Source organism: Telluria sp. GW821-FHT07G12 (genome assembly GCF_059418525.1).
This window is the reverse complement of the sequence record NZ_JBWKQA010000005.1, coordinates 58175-73214: the sequence shown is the minus strand read 5'-3', so window position 1 is coordinate 73214 and position 15040 is coordinate 58175. Positions and strand designations below refer to the sequence as shown.

At 65.5% G+C, this 15040-nt stretch carries 16 protein-coding genes; 10 read left to right on the top strand and 6 right to left on the bottom strand.

Annotated elements, in window-relative coordinates:
• The first annotated feature begins 21 nt into the window (after positions 1-21).
• On the top strand, positions 22-1701 hold the full coding sequence (locus AC07PE_RS18970) for an AMP-binding protein (RefSeq protein ID WP_498767294.1): 1680 nt from the start codon (positions 22-24) through the stop codon (positions 1699-1701).
• Here the strand turns inward: AC07PE_RS18970 and AC07PE_RS18965 are convergent, their stop codons facing one another.
• Positions 1702-3822, bottom strand: coding sequence for a TonB-dependent receptor plug domain-containing protein (locus AC07PE_RS18965; protein WP_498767292.1), 2121 nt, complete (start codon positions 3820-3822; stop codon positions 1702-1704).
• A gap of 117 nt (positions 3823-3939) precedes the next feature.
• Here AC07PE_RS18965 and AC07PE_RS18960 point away from each other — a divergent pair, with 117 nt between their 5' ends.
• Genes AC07PE_RS18960 through AC07PE_RS18950 form a run of 3 tightly spaced genes read left to right on the top strand, consistent with a single transcriptional unit; the run spans position 3940 to position 5005 of the window.
• Positions 3940-4269, top strand: coding sequence for an ArsR/SmtB family transcription factor (locus AC07PE_RS18960; protein ID WP_498767289.1), 330 nt, complete (start codon positions 3940-3942; stop codon positions 4267-4269).
• A gap of 8 nt (positions 4270-4277) precedes the next feature.
• Positions 4278-4535, top strand: a complete 258-nt coding sequence (locus AC07PE_RS18955) for a hypothetical protein (protein WP_498767287.1) — start codon at positions 4278-4280, stop codon at positions 4533-4535.
• A gap of 26 nt (positions 4536-4561) precedes the next feature.
• The gene (locus AC07PE_RS18950) at positions 4562-5005 is read left to right on the top strand and encodes a hypothetical protein (protein ID WP_498767285.1); all 444 of its coding nucleotides are present in this window, start codon (positions 4562-4564) and stop codon (positions 5003-5005) included.
• Here AC07PE_RS18950 and AC07PE_RS18945 read toward each other — a convergent pair.
• A complete protein-coding gene (locus AC07PE_RS18945) occupies positions 4972-6312 on the bottom strand; it encodes an alpha-amylase family glycosyl hydrolase (RefSeq protein WP_498767283.1) in 1341 nt (446 codons plus the stop codon). The genes AC07PE_RS18950 and AC07PE_RS18945 overlap by 34 nt on opposite strands.
• Before the next feature lie 176 nt (positions 6313-6488).
• On the opposite strand from AC07PE_RS18945, the gene AC07PE_RS18940 reads away from it, so the two are divergent.
• Entirely contained in the window at positions 6489-7493 is a 1005-nt protein-coding gene (locus AC07PE_RS18940) for a porin (RefSeq protein ID WP_498767281.1), read from the top strand.
• 133 nt (positions 7494-7626) lie between these two features.
• Positions 7627-7968 carry a hypothetical protein gene (locus AC07PE_RS18935; protein WP_498767279.1) on the top strand — a complete coding sequence of 114 codons (342 nt, stop codon included), beginning with the start codon at positions 7627-7629 and terminating at the stop codon, positions 7966-7968.
• Between the two features lie 89 nt (positions 7969-8057).
• Here the strand turns inward: AC07PE_RS18935 and AC07PE_RS18930 are convergent, their stop codons facing one another.
• The 4 genes from AC07PE_RS18930 to AC07PE_RS18915 all read right to left on the bottom strand — a co-directional run bounded on the left by AC07PE_RS18930 (position 8058) and on the right by AC07PE_RS18915 (position 11638).
• Positions 8058-9098 (bottom strand): SDR family oxidoreductase, encoded by a 1041-nt coding sequence (locus tag AC07PE_RS18930; RefSeq protein ID WP_498767277.1) that lies wholly within the window; start codon positions 9096-9098, stop codon positions 8058-8060.
• Between the two features lie 25 nt (positions 9099-9123).
• A complete protein-coding gene (locus tag AC07PE_RS18925; protein ID WP_498767275.1) occupies positions 9124-10164 on the bottom strand; it encodes an SDR family oxidoreductase in 1041 nt (346 codons plus the stop codon).
• A gap of 147 nt (positions 10165-10311) precedes the next feature.
• Positions 10312-11322 carry a sulfate ABC transporter substrate-binding protein gene (locus tag AC07PE_RS18920; RefSeq protein ID WP_498767273.1) on the bottom strand — a complete coding sequence of 337 codons (1011 nt, stop codon included), beginning with the start codon at positions 11320-11322 and terminating at the stop codon, positions 10312-10314.
• Between the two features lie 103 nt (positions 11323-11425).
• Positions 11426-11638, bottom strand: coding sequence for a hypothetical protein (locus AC07PE_RS18915; protein WP_379773138.1), 213 nt, complete (start codon positions 11636-11638; stop codon positions 11426-11428).
• A gap of 152 nt (positions 11639-11790) precedes the next feature.
• On the opposite strand from AC07PE_RS18915, the gene AC07PE_RS18910 reads away from it, so the two are divergent.
• From AC07PE_RS18910 to AC07PE_RS18895, 4 genes are read left to right on the top strand one after another with little or no spacing between them, the layout of a single operon-like run.
• The gene (locus AC07PE_RS18910; RefSeq protein ID WP_498767271.1) at positions 11791-12519 is read left to right on the top strand and encodes a phosphatase PAP2 family protein; all 729 of its coding nucleotides are present in this window, start codon (positions 11791-11793) and stop codon (positions 12517-12519) included.
• Entirely contained in the window at positions 12516-13505 is a 990-nt protein-coding gene (locus AC07PE_RS18905; protein WP_498767269.1) for a diacylglycerol/lipid kinase family protein, read from the top strand. The genes AC07PE_RS18910 and AC07PE_RS18905 overlap by 4 nt, the downstream gene beginning before the upstream one ends.
• The gene (locus AC07PE_RS18900; RefSeq protein ID WP_498767267.1) at positions 13480-14316 is read left to right on the top strand and encodes a metallophosphoesterase family protein; all 837 of its coding nucleotides are present in this window, start codon (positions 13480-13482) and stop codon (positions 14314-14316) included. The genes AC07PE_RS18905 and AC07PE_RS18900 overlap by 26 nt, the downstream gene beginning before the upstream one ends.
• Positions 14316-15032: a hypothetical protein gene (locus tag AC07PE_RS18895; RefSeq protein WP_498767265.1), complete on the top strand. Its 717-nt coding sequence runs from the start codon at positions 14316-14318 to the stop codon at positions 15030-15032. Before AC07PE_RS18900 ends, AC07PE_RS18895 begins: the two co-directional genes overlap by 1 nt.
• The last annotated feature ends 8 nt before the right edge of the window (positions 15033-15040 follow it).

Below are 15040 nucleotides of genomic sequence, written 5' to 3'. Positions count from 1 at the left end.
TCATAACAGGGAGGAGACGAGATGGGAGCCAAACCGAGCTACGTACACGGCGCACACGATGTCCCGCTGATCGGCGAGACCATCGGCAGCTTCCTGGAGGGCGTCGCGGAACGATATGGCAGCAACGAGGCTCTCGTCGTGCCGCACCAGCAAATCAGATGGACATATGCAGAGCTGAACGAGCGGGTCACGAAGCTGGCGGCCGGCCTGCTGGCGCTGGGCCTGCGTCCCGGCGACCGCGTCGGCATCTGGTCGCAGAACTGCGCGGAGTGGGTGCTGGTGCAGTTCGCGACGGCGCGCGCCGGGCTGGTCATGGTCAACATCAATCCAGCCTACCGCCGCTCGGAACTCGAATACGTGCTCGCCAAGGTGCAGTGCGCGGCCCTGATCCTGGCCCCAAGCTTCAAGTCCAGTGACTATCTCGCCATCGCGAACGATGTCGTGCCGGAGCTGGCAAGCAGCCACCCGGGCGGGCTGCAAGCCAGGGTCCTGCCGCATTTAAAACATGTGATCCGTCTGGGCGCGGATCAGACATCCGGCATGTGGAACTTCGATGATCTGACCAAGCCGCCAAGCGCACAGCAACTGGCCGACCTGAAAGCCATCGCAGCCGCCATCCAGTTCGACGACCCCGTCAACATCCAGTTCACCTCCGGCACCACCGGCTCGCCCAAGGGCGCGACGCTCACGCATCACAACATCCTGAATAACGGCTTCTTCGTCGGCGAGGCGATGAAGCTCACCGACCGCGACCGCCTGTGCATCCCGGTGCCGCTGTATCACTGCTTCGGCATGGTGCTGGGGAACCTCGCCTGCGTCACGCATGGCGCCACGATGGTCTTCCCCGGCGAGAGCTTCGAGCCGGCGTCTGTCCTCCGCACGGTCCAGGCCGAGCGCTGCACGGGCCTGCATGGCGTGCCGACGATGTTCATTTCCCTGCTCGATCATCCGGACTTCGCCGGCTTCGACCTGTCCACGCTACGTACCGGCATCATGGCGGGTTCGCCGTGCCCGGCGGAGGTGATGAGCCGGGTGATCGAGAAGATGCATTTGGCGGAGATCACGATCGCCTACGGCATGACGGAAACCTCGCCGGTCAGCTTCCAGAGTTCGGTCGAGGACCCTGTGCCGCTGCGCGTGTCGACCATCGGCCGCGTGCATCCGCACCTTGAGGTCAAGATCGTGGATGCGGAAGGCCGCATCGTCCCGCGCGGCGTGAAAGGCGAGCTGCTGACGCGCGGCTACTCGGTGATGCTCGGCTACTGGGGCGACGAGGATAAGACCCGCGAAGCCATCGACGCCGCCGGCTGGATGCATACCGGCGACCTCGCCGTCATCGACGACGACGGCTATGCGGCCATTGTCGGCCGCGCCAAGGACATGGTGATCCGCGGCGGCGAGAACATCTATCCGCGCGAGATCGAGGAGTTCCTGTACCGGCATCCGAAGGTGCTCGACGTGCAGTGCATCGGCGTGCCGGACCCGAAGTTCGGCGAGGAGCTGTGCGCCTGCATCGTCCTGCGTCCCGGCATGAGCGCGGACGAGGACGAGATCCGCGAATTCTGCAAAGGGCAGATCGCGCATTACAAGATCCCGCGCTACATCCGCTTCGTGGCCGGCTTCCCGATGACGGTCACCGGCAAGATCCAGAAGTATCTGCTGCGCCAGCAGGTGGCGACGGACCTCGGCCTGGCGCCCTGATTACAGGCTCTGCTCCCACAGCAGCCGCCATGTGGTTTGGGCGCGCTGCACGTAGCTGGAGCTCAGGTCGGGATCGCCCGCGTAGACGCTGCGGCCCACGATGTTCGGGTGCAGCAGGTCGGACACCGACAGGCGCAGCCTGGATTTGGCGTCGCGCTTCCACACCGCGTACAGGTCGAGCTGGCGCCTCGGGCCGCCATAGTCGGCCAGCAGGGGACTCTGGCGCGATGCAACACTGCTGCGATAAGTCCAGGTGCCGCCGACGTCGATGGACTGGCTCGCCGCGTAGTCCAGCCCCAGGTTGCCGGTCCACGCGGGCTGGCCGGCGATGCGGTTGTCCGGCCCCGCCACCGCTTCCAGGCGCGACCAGTTGCGCGCCACGTTCATACGTCCGGCCAGCGCGCCGCGCCGCGTCCTGGCTTCGAATTCCAGTCCGCGTACCAGCGCGATACCTTCGTTCGACGGCGTGACGATCCACACGCCGTTCTGCTGGAGCACCCGGTCCAGCGTGATGTCGCGGATGCGCTTGGCGAAGGCGCTCACGCTGATCATGTCCTCTTTGCCGAAGTACCGTTCCCAGGCCAGGTCGGCGCCCAGCGACAGCTCCGGGCGCAGGTTGGGGTTGCCCTGCTGGTCGGGGTTGGTGGCGCTGTTGTTGTTGTCGACCGTGTAGCGGCGCGGCATGAGCTGGATGATGTTCGGCGCCTTATACGTGCGGCTGAGGGCGAAGCGGAACTGGCCGCCCTTGTTATCCGGTCCGCCCGGCTTGAACAGGGTCTGGAAGATCGGGCTCCAGACGCCGGCATCGACGTCGACGCCCGCGTGCGCACTGCCTTCGCCCATGGTGTGCAAATCTTCGCGACGCAGGCCCAGGTAGGCGGACCAGCTCTCGCTCAGGTCCCACTCGTCCTGGATCCAGAAGGCGCTGCGCTGGACGGTGGCCTGGAAGTCCTCGTCGCTGTCCAGCAGCGGGCGGCCCAGCGGGTCGGCTTGGTGCTCGCGGCGGAATTCGTTGCGCCGCGTGCGGCCGAGTTCCCAGCCCAGGGCCAGCGCATGGGTCTTCAGGATCGGCCGGCGGTAGCTGCCGTTGAAATTCAGCCCGCGTTCAAGCTGGCCGGAATCCACGTGGTGGGTTTCGAGCAGGGTGTCGACGGCGTCCATGCCGCGGTAGAGGAAGCCGGCGTAGATGGACTTCGCGTAGCCGGACAGCTTGGCGGAGAGCCGCGCGCCTTCATCCAGCTTGCGGGTCCAGGACAGGTCCGCATAGCCCTGCAGCGGCGAGTGCGCGCGATAGGTGCTGGCGCCGTGCGGGAAGCTGGTGGGCGAGCCGATGTCCGTGCTTTCCAGCTCGGTCTTGGCGTTGTCGATGTGCTTCCAGCGCAGCCAGCTTTGGGAGCTGAAGCTGTCGCGCGCGGTCGGCTGCCAGTCCAGGCGCGGCGCGAACTCCAGCTGGTCGTAGGTCTGGCGGTCGAGCCAGGCTGTGTGGCGCAGCAGGGGACGCTGGCGGCTCTCTTCAAGGCCGTTGCCGGCAAAGGTCTCCTGCCTGCGGTTGAGCGTTGTCACCAGCGTGTAGGCCAGCGCCCCGGCACGCCCGTTGTGCTGGACGCTCAGGCTGGGCGAGGGCCGTCCCGCGGCGAGCGAAGAACCGGCCTTGAGTTCCGTTTGCGGCGCCGCCGTCTTGCCGGCCTTGCGCAGCACGATGTTGATGGCGCCCGCCACCGCCTGGCCGCTGGTCTCGGCCGTGGGCGCGCGCAGGATCTCGATGCGCTCGACCAGCTCCGGGTCCATGGTCTCGAGCGAGAAGCCGCCGGGCGCCGGCAGGCCGTTCAGCAGGATCGCGACGTAGCCCGCGCCCAGGCCGCGCATGCGGATGGCCTGCTTACCGGGCGCGCCGTCGATCGTGATGCCGGGCTGGCGCTTCAGCACATCGGCAAGGTTGCTGTCGCCCTGGCGCAGGATCTCGTCGCGGCTGACGACGATGGCGGTGGTGGTCGATTGCGCGCGCTGGTCGACGGCGCTGGCGCTGATCGTCACCTGTTGCATGGGCTGGGTTTGCGAAGCTGCGGCGGCGTGGAAGGCGAGCAGCAGTGCGGCTGAGAGGGCGGTGCGGGTCGTGGTCATGCCATGACTATGCAGCGCGGCTGGCATGTCGGACAAGCAACATGGGACGAATCCCCGCGGCCCTGTGACGGCACGAAATCGCTTGACTTGTTTTCACGTGTAAGGAATTATTGACACGTGAAAGACGAAACCAAACAAATCGACGGCGACCGCCTGCTGGCCATACTGGCGGCGCTCGCGAATCCGCACCGGCTGCGCATCGTCGCGGCGCTGGCGACGGGCGGACGGAACTACGTCAGCCAGCTGGCGCGCGACATCGGCCTGAGCCGTCCGCTGCTGCACCTGCACCTGCAAAAGCTGGCCGAGGCGGGGCTGGTGACCAGCAAGATGGAACTGTCCGCCGATGGCAAGGCATTGAATTATTTCGAGGTGGCGGATTTCGCGCTGCCGCTGGCCCCGGGGCTGATCGCGGAAGCGGTCAAGACCCTGAACAACAAGGAAGAGTAGAGGTTCCTATGTCCACAAGTAATTATCTGCTGACCCTGTGCCTGCCGCTGCTGACGGTGCTGCTGGTGTTCGCCATCAAGCATGTCTCGGCCGTGCTGCAGGCGAGGGCCAAGTTTGCGCAGGACGATGCCTATCGCCAGCTGGCGGCCCAGGCCGCGCAATCGCAGGCGGAGACGGCGGCGCAGCTGGCTGCCATGGGCGCGGCGCTGGCGCGGCTGGAGTCGCGCACGGCCAGCGTCGAACAGATCCTCAAGCAAGTCGAGTAGTACCCACCCAACCGACGGAGGCCATCATGGTCGAAGTATCGCTGTTCCGGCTCTACCTGTTGCGCGCAATGTATCTGTTCATCGTCGCCGGCTTCGGCGTGTTCATCTGGCCGGGCATCCTGCGTCACCAGGGGCCGTGGGACCTGATGCAGAGCGTGGTGAACTGCATGCTGATCGCCTTCTGGACGCTGTCGATATTCGGGCTGCGCTATCCCTTGCAGATGCTGCCGGTGCTGCTGTGGGAGTTCGTGTGGAAGATGCTGTGGCTGCTGGCGGTCGGGCTGCCGGCCTGGCTGGGCGGCACGATGGACGAGGCGATGCAGGCGAATGCCTTCGCCTGCGTGTTCGCGCTGCTGATTCCGCTGGTGCTGCCGTGGCGCTACCTGGCCGCCCATTACCTGGTCAAGGCGGGCGACCCGTGGCGTCGCGAGCGCGCTCAGCGGCTAGAGGCGGGCGCCTCGATCCGGTAATCCCAGGCCGCCAGCGACGTCTGCTTGCCGCCCGGCAGCGCATACTTCTGCGGCGCGTTCGACAGGTTGACGCTGACCTTTACCGCATTGCCGTCGCGCTTGCGCAGGAAGGCGAAGACCTTGTCGTTGCCGGTCTCGAGCACCTCGATGCCGCCGCCGTACTGGCCGTTCCACAGCGCCGGATTGTCGTGCTTGAGCTTGAGCAGGCCGGCGTAGAAGGATGCGTAGGGGTAGCTCTTCCACTGGATCGGGTCCTTCTCGAAGAACTCGATGCGCTTGTCGAGGCCCGCTTCCTGGCCGCCGTAGATCAGCGGCATGCCGGGCAGGGTGGCGGCCAGCACGGCCATCGCCTTGAACGCCGGCCCATACAGCTCGACGTCGCTGCCGGCCCACGAGTTCTCGTCGTGGTTCGAAGTAAAGCGCATGCGGTAAGCGCCCGGCGGGTAGGCGCGCGGCGGATGTTCGAGGAAGTCCTTCAGCGCTTTGGCGTCCTTCTTGCCCTTGGCGATGTCCTTGAACAAGTCCTTCGTATCCCAGCCGTAGGTCATGTCGAAGGCGTGCTCGTGCAGGTCGGCGGTGTCGGCCTCGGCCAGCATGAAGACCGGCTTGATGCGGTCGAGGGCATCGCGCGCCTGGTTCCAGAACGGGGTCGGCACCTTGCCGGCGACGTCGCAGCGGAAGCCGTCGATGTCGGTCTCGCGCACCCAGTAGGCCATCGCGTCCGTCATGCCCTTCCACAGGGCTTTGTTTCTGTAATCGAGGCCGGTGACGTCGGTCCAGTATTCCGGCTCCGCGCCTTCGGTATAAGTGACCGGGAAGATCTCGCCCTTGTCGTTCAGCAGGTACCAGTCCTTGTGCTCGACGGTCCACGGGTTGTCGAAAGCCGTGTGATTCGCGACCCAGTCGATCAGCACCTTCATGCCGAGCCCGTGCGCCTGCTTCACCAGGGCCTTGAAGTCGGCCAGGTTGCCGAATTCCGGATTCACGGCCGTGTAGTCGCGCACCGCGTAATAGCTGCCCAGCGTGCCCTTGCGGTTCTTCTCGCCGATCGGCTGGATCGGCATCAGCCACAGGATGTCGACGCCCATCTTTTTCAGGCGCGGCAGGTGGCTGGCGAAGGCCTTGAAAGTCCCTTCCTTCGTGTACTGGCGGATATTGACTTCGTAGATGTTGGCATTCTTCGACCAGGCCACGTGCTTGACCGGGGCGCTTGCCGCTGCCGGCTCTGAAGCGGCGGCGTGAGCGTAGGCAAAGACACTGCTCAGGGCGAGGGTGACTGTAGCAAGGGTACGCGTGAATTGTCTCATCGTTGTGGTTTTCCTGTAGTTTAGTTACAGCGGCAGGGCAATTCTAAACTGGATCAAGGCAAGCGCGTCGGAATAGGCCCACAAAAAGTCGAGCCAACTTGAGTATGTATTTGTGCGATATTGGACAGAGTAGCGCGGCAGAGAGCGGCTACTGTAGGCGTACAGAGGAATTGATCATGAAGACGCCATCCATCATCGCCATCGTAGTCTGCGGAGCCGCACGCATCGCGTTCGCACAGGACGCGATCGTCGCGGGAGATCCGCCAGCGCCAGCACCATCCACCGCATCCGCCGATACCGCGGCGGGCGCGGCGGGCAGCCACGATGTTGCCGTTTTCACCGGGGTGCCGACCCGTACCCGCAGCGCCGACTGGTCGACGCCGCCGCGCCGCGTGTACGGCCAGCTTGGCCGCTCCCCGCTCGGCGGCATCGATGGCATGACCCTGGGCCGACAGTACAACCTGGAATACCTGGCGCTGGCCGACGTCGGCGACCCTTTCCACAACGGCACGGCCGGCCGCGCCAGCAACCTGCTGTTGCAGAACGGCATGCGCACCAACAATAACGTGCGCTACTACAGCAGCCGCAGCGCCGGCCTCTCGACCGGCAGCTCCTGGACCGCCGACACCCTCGGCGGCGATGCGATGGGCGACCGCGCCTGGGGCGTGACGGTGGGCGTGGACATGGGCGCCTTTTCGCTGCGCGCCGCGCACCAGAACCGCCACGTGGCCCAGGTGCATCTGTACGACCTGACCGGCGCCAACATGGACGCCAAGAACTCGCTGATCGCTGCCAACCTGCGCATGCGCTGGGGCACGGCCTATGCGGCCTATGCTGCCAACCGCGGTTGGGGCAGCTCGCCGCTGTACAACCCGGACAATCCCTACGGCGCCGGGGTGGCCAGCACTTCGTCGACCGACAGCCGCGACACCATCGTCGGCATGGCGGTGCCGATGACGCGTTCGACCACCTTCCTGGCGTCCTTCATCCACAAGAACGACCGCGAGCTCGCGAACCGCGACGCCAACCAGTTCGCGGTGGGCGCCAGCTATGTCGTGTCGCGCAAGACGGACTTCTACGCGGCGCTCTCGCACACGATTACGGCCAGGGGCAATGGCCTGCTGATCGCGCACCCGAACGGCAGTTCCGCGGTGAACGTCGGCATGCGCCATGCGTTTTGAAATTGGGGTAGCCTGACCCAATGACTTATTGCATTCAATTGGAGGAACTATGACTGGCTCGAGCACACTTGATCCGGATAACTTTCCCGGAGCACCAGACCGTAGCCTTGGAAAAGGCCACGGCGTCGATTCCTTGGGCCCGAGCGATGTGACCGACAGCGGCAGCGACGTGGTCGGCGGCCCCGGCTTCGCAACCAACCTGGACGACGATCAGATACTGGACCTGGACCGCGGCACGACCTCGGACAATGAGGAAGGCTTCGTCCACGACAGCGCCGGCGCCGACATGGGCGATCCGAACCTGGAAAGCGACAGCGACTTCGGCGGCACCGGCGAACGCGCCGCTGCAGGCCGCGACCTCAACATCAAGGACGGCGCCGACATCGACACCGACCACATCGAGTCGATCCCGGATCTGCCGCTGACGGACGAGGATGTGGACTTTCTGGGCACCCGTCCGCCAAAGGGTAAATAATCGGCGTGAAGTTTTGCCGAACGTAAAAAAACCGGGTGCGCCCGGTTTTTTTATGGTTGATGCGCGGGCACCCCGTGCCCACGTTCACATCATGCGTGCCAAACGTTCCGCGCCGTTGGCCGCCGCATCATCCCCCACGCCGCCAACAGGGCCCCACCGACGATCACCGCCTTCACCGGCGTAGACCGCAACTGATAAGCCTGGTACACGCTGCGCTCGCTGGTCTTGTGCGGCAGATTATTCCGCTGCCGCAGCTCGCGCGCCGGATCCGGCGCATACAGCGCGTCGCGCCGGTCCGGATTGTTAGGCACGTCCATTTGCTGCTCCTGGCGGAAAGCCACCGCCCGCATCAGCCCGTCCAGCGAACGCGGCAGCATACTGCCCATCACGGACATCAGCTTCGCGCGTCCGCCCACGAACAGCTCGCGTTCCGGCGTCACCGCCGCGTGCAGGATGGTCTTCGCCACCAGCTCCGGCGCGTAGATCGGCGGCGGCAGGTCGGGCTCGTGCTCCATGTAGTTCTTGGCGTGCGCCGTGAACGGGGTATCGATCGAGGCCGGTTTCACTACGGTCAGCGAGATCGGCGCCTTGTCCTTTTCCAGCTCCATGCGCAGCGATTCCGTGAAGGCGCGCACCGCGTGCTTGGAGGCGGCATAGGTGCCCATCAGCGGCACCGAGCGGTCCGAGACTTCGCTGCCGAAGCTGATGATGGCGCCGCCGCCGCGCGGCTTCATCAGCTTGACGGCGGTCAGGCTGCCGTGCACCACGCCCCAGAAATTGGTCTGCATCACGCGCTGCATGTCTTCCAGCGGGGTCTGTTCCAGGGTGCCGTAGACGCCGACGCCGGCGTTGTTGACCCAGGTATCGATGCGGCCGAAGCGCTCGATCGCCGCCTGGCCGATGCGCTCGACGTCGGCCGGGTTGCCGACGTCGGCCGCTACCGTGATCGCATCGACGCCGCGCTGGCGCATCTCGTGCGCCAGGCTGTCCAGGGCATCGGCGTCGCGCGCGGCCAGCACCAGCTTGACGCCGGCTTCGGCCGCCTGGCGCGCCGTCACCAGGCCGATGCCGCTGGTCGCGCCGGTCAGGACCATCACTTGTTCGTTCAGCTTCTTGAGTTTGACTGACATGATCGTTCCTTTCGAATGCTGGCGTTCAGAAGGCGCTGCGCAGGTGGCTGCGTCGCGTCAGTTTCCAGGCGGCGAACAGGGCGCCGGCGCCGAGCAGGGCGGGCATGAACTTGTTCGCGCGCAGCGAGACGGCCGTGTAGGCGCTCGATTCGGCCACGTGGTGCTTGTCGTCCATGCCCTGGCGCTGGCGCAGCTCGTTGCGCGGATCGAATTCGTGCAGGGCGTCGTGCCGGTTCGGCGAGCTGGGCACGTTCGACTGCTGCTGCTTGAACATAGCCGCATTCATGAACTTGTCGAGCGCGCGCGGCATGGCGAAACCGCCGGACGAAATCGCCTTCGAGGCGCCGCCCACGAACACGTCGCGCTTCGGATGCTGGGCCGCGTACAGGATGGCATTCGCCACGACTTCCGGCGCGTAGATCGGCGGCGGCAGGGCCGGTTCCTTTTCCATGTAGTTCTTCGCGTGCACGGTGAACATGGTGTCGACGGCGGCCGGCTTGATCAGGGTGATGGCCATCGGCGCGCCTTCCTTTTCCAGCTCCATGCGCAGGGCGTCCGTGAAGGCCTTGACGGCATGCTTGGAGGCCGAGTACAGGCCCTGCAGCGGCACCGCGCGCTCGGACAGTTCGCTGCCGAGGTTGACGATGGCGCCGCCGCCGCGCGTCTTCATGTGCTTGACCGCTTCCAGCGAGCCGTGCACCACGCCCCAGTAATTGGTCTGGAACAGGCGCTGCATGTCTTCCAGCGCCACGTCTTCGTTACGGCCGAAGATGGAAATGCCGGCATTGTTGACCCAGGTGTCGATGCGGCCAAAGCGCTCCATCGCCGTGCTGCCGATACGGGCAACGTCTTCGGGCTTGCCGACATCGGCCGGGACGGTGGCGACCTGCGTGCCTTTGCGGCGCAGCTCGCCGGCCAGCTGGTCCAGCGCCTCGCCGTTGCGCGCCGCCAGCACCAGCTTGGCGCCTTGCTCTGCGGCCATGCGCGCGGTGGTCAGGCCGATGCCGCTGGTGGCGCCGGTGATCACCATCACCTGCTCGTCGATCTTGCGTAATTGCACTGACATGATTGCTCCCCTTGGTTAGCTCGTGAACACGACAATCGTGACCATGTCCGGGATTTCAAGTCGTTTTTACAAGATAAAAAAATGCCCCGCTTTGAAGGGCGGGGCACAAGCTGAGGCTAAGGAAAGCTCAGGAGACGAATGCAGCGATTATTTCTTGCCCGGCTGATAGATCTGATCGAACACGCCACCATCGGCGAAGTGGGTCTTCTGCGCCTTGGTCCAGTCGCCGGCGATGTCCGCGATGGTGAACAGGGCGACCTTCGGGAATTGCGCCGCGTACTGCTTGGCGTAGGGCTCGACCGTCGGGCGGTAGTAATTCTTGGCGGCGATCTGCTGGCCTTCGGCGCTGTACAGGTATTGCAGATAGGCTTCGGCGACGGCGCGGGTGCCGTGCTTGTCGACGACCTTGTCGACCACGGCCACCGGCGGCTCGGCCAGGATGCTGACGGAAGGGGCGACGATTTCGAACTTGTCCGGGCCGAGTTCCTTCACCGCCAGCAGGGCTTCGTTTTCCCAGGCGAGCAGGACGTCGCCGATGCCGCGCTCGACGAAAGTGGTGGTGGCGCCGCGCGCGCCGGAATCCAGCACCGGCACGTTCTTGTACAGTTTGGCGAGGTAGTCGCGTGCCTTGGCGTCGCTGCCGCCCGGCTGGCGCAGCGCATAGCCGTAGGCCGCCAGGTGGTTCCAGCGGGCGCCGCCCGAGGTCTTCGGGTTCGGGGTGATCACGGACACGCCCGGCTTGACCAGGTCGCCCCAGTCCTTGATGCCTTTCGGATTGCCCTTGCGCACCAGGAACACGATGGTCGAGGTGTAGGGCGCGCTATGGTGCGCCAGGCGGCCTTCCCAGTTGTGCGCGATAAGGCCGCGTTCGCTGATAGCATCGATGTCATAGGCCAGCGCCAGCGTGACGACGTCGGCGGACAGGCCGTCGATGACCGAACGCGCCTGCTTGCCGGAGCCGCCATGCGACTGCTTGATGGTGACGTTGTCGCCGGTCTTGGCCTTCCACTGGCGGGCGAAGGCCTGGTTGAAATCCTGGTACAGCTCCCGCGTCGGGTCGTAGGACACGTTCAGCAACGTGATGTCCGCAGCGAAGGCGGCGGACTGGCCCAGAGTAGCGACGAGGGCCAGCGCAGTGGCGATTTTTTTATGAAACATCGTTTTCTTTCAGGCAGTGAGGAAACCATAGAGTAGGTTCCTGCTCAGCGAAAGAAAACGAATTTAAACGATGAATCTTATGCGGTTTTTGCTGCAGCGCTTTTTAGTGTGCCTTGGACAGGATCAGCAGCCAGCGGCGGAACAGCAGCACTTCGAGGTGGCCCGGCACGACGCCGGTATCGAATTCGATGATCGGGTTGACTGCATAGAAACGCTTGCGGAAATCACGGGTAACCAGAATCTCGCGGCGGCCAAGGCGGACCAGGAACGGAGTCGGTGCGTATTCCAGGCCGAAGGAGCTGTTCAGAGTAGTCATGACGATTCCTTTATCGAATTATGTGGGTCAGTGTTGTGTTGCAGTGAAGCTAGAATATCACAACTACTGTATAAATCCACAGCTACTGTACAAATTCCCAGTTCTATTTCGCAACTGTTGTATTTTCGCCAAATCGCCCCATCTGGAGCGGTATGCTGACGCCCGTCTCCAAACTGCATCGTTTCCTGGCCGCGCGCTTCTCTCCGGAGGGGGAGATGGGGCTGCATTTCACCATCGGCGTGGCCCTGATCCTGTGCGCGGCCCTGGCCTTCGGCGAGATCGCCGAGGACGTGGTCGAGGGCGACACCATCACCCTCATCGACGTCCAGCTGGCCCACTGGTTCCGCGCGCGCGCGACCGCCGGCTTCACCAACTTCATGCTCTTCATTACGCACTGGAACGGCATCGCCGGCTCCAGCGTCATGGGCGTGCTGCTGGCGGCCTGGTTCTGGTACCGTAGGGCGCACTACTGGCTCGTCGTGGTGCTGGTGGCGATGCCGGGTGGGATGCTGCTCAACGTCGCCCTCAAGCACGTCTTCCAGCGTGCCCGGCCTACTCTGGAGGATCCCCTGTTGACCCTGTCTACGTATAGCTTCCCAAGCGGCCACACGGCGGCCGCAACCGTGTTCTATGGCCTGCTGGCCTGCTACCTGGTGCGCCGCGTCCAAGCCTGGCCGGCGCGCGCCGCCATCGTCGCCGCCTGCGTTGCGATGGTGATGCTGGTCGCGCTGTCGCGCATGTACCTGGGCGTGCATTATCTGTCCGACGTATTGGCCGCCGCCGCGGAAGGCGCGGCCTGGCTGGCGGTCTGCATCACGGCCGTCTCGACCCTGCAGCGGCGCCGGCACGCGCGGGCGCGCGGGCAGGAGGCGACGGTATGAAATCCGATATGAAACCGGTCACCGTGATCGTCAACGGCGGCGCCGGCCACGGCCACGACGACCAGGCCTGCGAGGAATTGCGCACCAAGCTGCGGGACGCCGGCCTGGACGCCGAGCTGGTACTGGCCAAGGATGGCGAGGAGATGATCGCCACCGCCAAGCGCGCGCTGCAGAACGGCGCGCGGCTTGTGGCGGCCGGCGGCGGCGACGGCACCATCAACGCGGTCGCCTCCGTGATGGTAGGCAGCGGCGTGCCTTTCGGCGTGCTGCCGCTCGGTACGCTCAACCATTTCGCCAAGGACCTCGGCATCCCGCTCGATCTCGACGAGGCCGTGCGCAACCTGGCAAGCGGCACGCCGCGCAAGGTCGACGTCGGCGAGGTCAACGGCCGCATCTTCCTCAACAATTCCAGCCTGGGCCTGTACCCGGACATCGTGCGCGACCGCGAGAAGCAGCAGCGCCGCCTGGGCCGCGGCAAGTGGCTGGCGGCGCTGTGGGCCAGCCTGGCCGCGCTGCGCCGCTATCCCTTCCTGTCGATGCGCCTGACGGTCAAGGGCGAGACCCTGGCGCGGCGTACGCCCTTCGTCTTCATCGGCAACAACCGCTACACCATGCAGGGCTTGTCCATCGGCGAGCGCGACTGCCTCGACGACGGGCTGTTGAGCCTGTACGTGGCCCAGCATCCGACCCGCCTGGGCCTGCTGCGCTTTGCCGTCGATGCCTTGCTCGGCAAGCTGGGCAGCGAGCGAGACTTCGACGTGCTGGAAGCGGACGGCTTCGAGATCGACACGCACCACAAGCGCCTGCACGTCGCCACCGATGGCGAAGTCACGCTGATGGACACGCCGCTGCGCTACCGGGTGCGGCCTGGCGCACTGACGGTGCTGGCGCCAAGCGCGACAATGGACACGACAACGACAATGACAACTACAGCGACATCGGGAAAGGAGCTTGATATCCATGCGCACACTCGTACACCTCTCTGATCTGCATTTCGGCCGCGTCGATCCCGAACTCCTCGGCCCGCTGCGCGACCTGGTGCACAAGATCGCCCCGACCGTGGTGGTCGTCTCCGGCGACCTGACGCAGCGCGCGAAAAGCGAGCAGTTCGAGGAGGCCAAGGCCTGGCTCGACACCTTGCCCGGACCGCAGATCATCGTCCCCGGCAACCACGACATCTCGCTGTACAACGTGTTCCGCCGCTTCGTGCTGCCGCTGGAGCGCTACAAGCGCTACATCACCGAAGACCTCGATCCGGTCTACATCGACGACGAGATCGCGGTGCTGGGCGTGAACACCGCGCGCTCGCTCACCTGGAAGGATGGGCGCGTCAACAAGGAACAGGTGGCGAAGATCCGCGGGACCCTTGCCGGCCTGCCGCAGGACGTCGTGCGCGTGGTCGTCACCCACCATCCCTTCGACCTGCCCGAGGGCGCGGAAGAGGATGACCTGGTGGATCGCGCCCACATGGCCATGGATGCATTCGCCGAAAGCGGCGTCGACCTGCTGATGGCCGGCCACCTGCACCAGAGCCACGCCGGCAACACGCAGGCGCGCTACAAGATCAGCGAGTACGCGGCGCTGGTCGTGCAGGCGGGGACCGCCACTTCTACACGCGGCAGGGGCGAGGTGAATTCCTTCAACGTGATCCGTACCGAGCCGCAGAAGATCGAGGTCGACCGCTATGGCTGGGATTCGGTGCACAAGCAGTTCCAGTTGCTCGCGACCGAGAAGTTCATCCGGAGCGGGAATATCTGGGCCGAGGTCAACGAAGGCTTGCTGGCGGCGGGGATCTGATGCGCGCCGGTCTGGCGCTCGCAGGCGCCTGCCTGGCCGCTTCGACGGCGTGGGCCGGGCCGTCCTGCGGCCTCGGTCCGCCCGCGGGCACGGCCGCCTTTGCCCAGGCCCAGGCGCGCGAGGCGGCCGAGGTGGCCCGCGACGGCTTCCAGCGCGTCTGCGACGCCAACCTGGCGCGCTACGACGGCGCCACCTTTGGCTTGCGGCCTCTGGCAACGGCCACCAGGGGCCTGGCCTTCCGCCCGCTCGACCTGGCCAGCACGCCCTTCGCCGGCTTCACCCCGGTCGGCGCCGCGCCCGAATCGGTGGGCGCCGTTCCTTCGCGCCTGTACCGCGTGTTCCGCATGAAGGACGGCCACCTGCTGACGCTGTTCGAGCACGACATGTCGGCCGACGGCAGCAGCATGCAGCGCGATGCGGCCGACGAGCCGGAACGGATCAACGGCCTGCCGGCGCGCCTGATCGTCCTGCAGGGCGAGTCGGGCAGGGCGGTGTCAGTGCTCAGCTGGCTGGAGGGCCGCCGCTATCTCGAATTATGGCTGGATGCGAACGTCGCACTGACCCACACGCGCCCCCAGCTGATGGCGCTGGCGGCTTCGCTGCCGAAGTCGGTGCCGGCCAAGGCCGGGCCGGCGCCCGCGCCGCAGGGATTCCTGGACAGGGTCACGATCAGTGCCGAAGAAATGAAGGCGATGCAGCAGCAGAACAGGCGCTAGCGGCGCCG

Bases quoted from the DNA above. Each gene is read 5' to 3' on its own strand.
- AC07PE_RS18970 (WP_498767294.1), top strand. From the start codon at position 22: ATGGGAGCCAAACCGAGCTACGTACACGGCGCACACGATGTCCCGCTG.
- AC07PE_RS18965 (WP_498767292.1), bottom strand. From the start codon at position 3,822: ATGACCACGACCCGCACCGCCCTCTCAGCCGCACTGCTGCTCGCCTTC.
- AC07PE_RS18955 (WP_498767287.1), top strand. From the start codon at position 4,278: ATGTCCACAAGTAATTATCTGCTGACCCTGTGCCTGCCGCTGCTGACG.
- AC07PE_RS18950 (WP_498767285.1), top strand. From the start codon at position 4,562: ATGGTCGAAGTATCGCTGTTCCGGCTCTACCTGTTGCGCGCAATGTAT.
- AC07PE_RS18945 (WP_498767283.1), bottom strand. From the start codon at position 6,312: ATGAGACAATTCACGCGTACCCTTGCTACAGTCACCCTCGCCCTGAGC.
- AC07PE_RS18940 (WP_498767281.1), top strand. From the start codon at position 6,489: ATGAAGACGCCATCCATCATCGCCATCGTAGTCTGCGGAGCCGCACGC.
- AC07PE_RS18930 (WP_498767277.1), bottom strand. From the start codon at position 9,098: ATGTCAGTCAAACTCAAGAAGCTGAACGAACAAGTGATGGTCCTGACC.
- AC07PE_RS18925 (WP_498767275.1), bottom strand. From the start codon at position 10,164: ATGTCAGTGCAATTACGCAAGATCGACGAGCAGGTGATGGTGATCACC.
- AC07PE_RS18920 (WP_498767273.1), bottom strand. From the start codon at position 11,322: ATGTTTCATAAAAAAATCGCCACTGCGCTGGCCCTCGTCGCTACTCTG.
- AC07PE_RS18915 (WP_379773138.1), bottom strand. From the start codon at position 11,638: ATGACTACTCTGAACAGCTCCTTCGGCCTGGAATACGCACCGACTCCG.
- AC07PE_RS18910 (WP_498767271.1), top strand. From the start codon at position 11,791: ATGCTGACGCCCGTCTCCAAACTGCATCGTTTCCTGGCCGCGCGCTTC.
- AC07PE_RS18905 (WP_498767269.1), top strand. From the start codon at position 12,516: ATGAAATCCGATATGAAACCGGTCACCGTGATCGTCAACGGCGGCGCC.
- AC07PE_RS18900 (WP_498767267.1), top strand. From the start codon at position 13,480: ATGCGCACACTCGTACACCTCTCTGATCTGCATTTCGGCCGCGTCGAT.
- AC07PE_RS18895 (WP_498767265.1), top strand. From the start codon at position 14,316: ATGCGCGCCGGTCTGGCGCTCGCAGGCGCCTGCCTGGCCGCTTCGACG.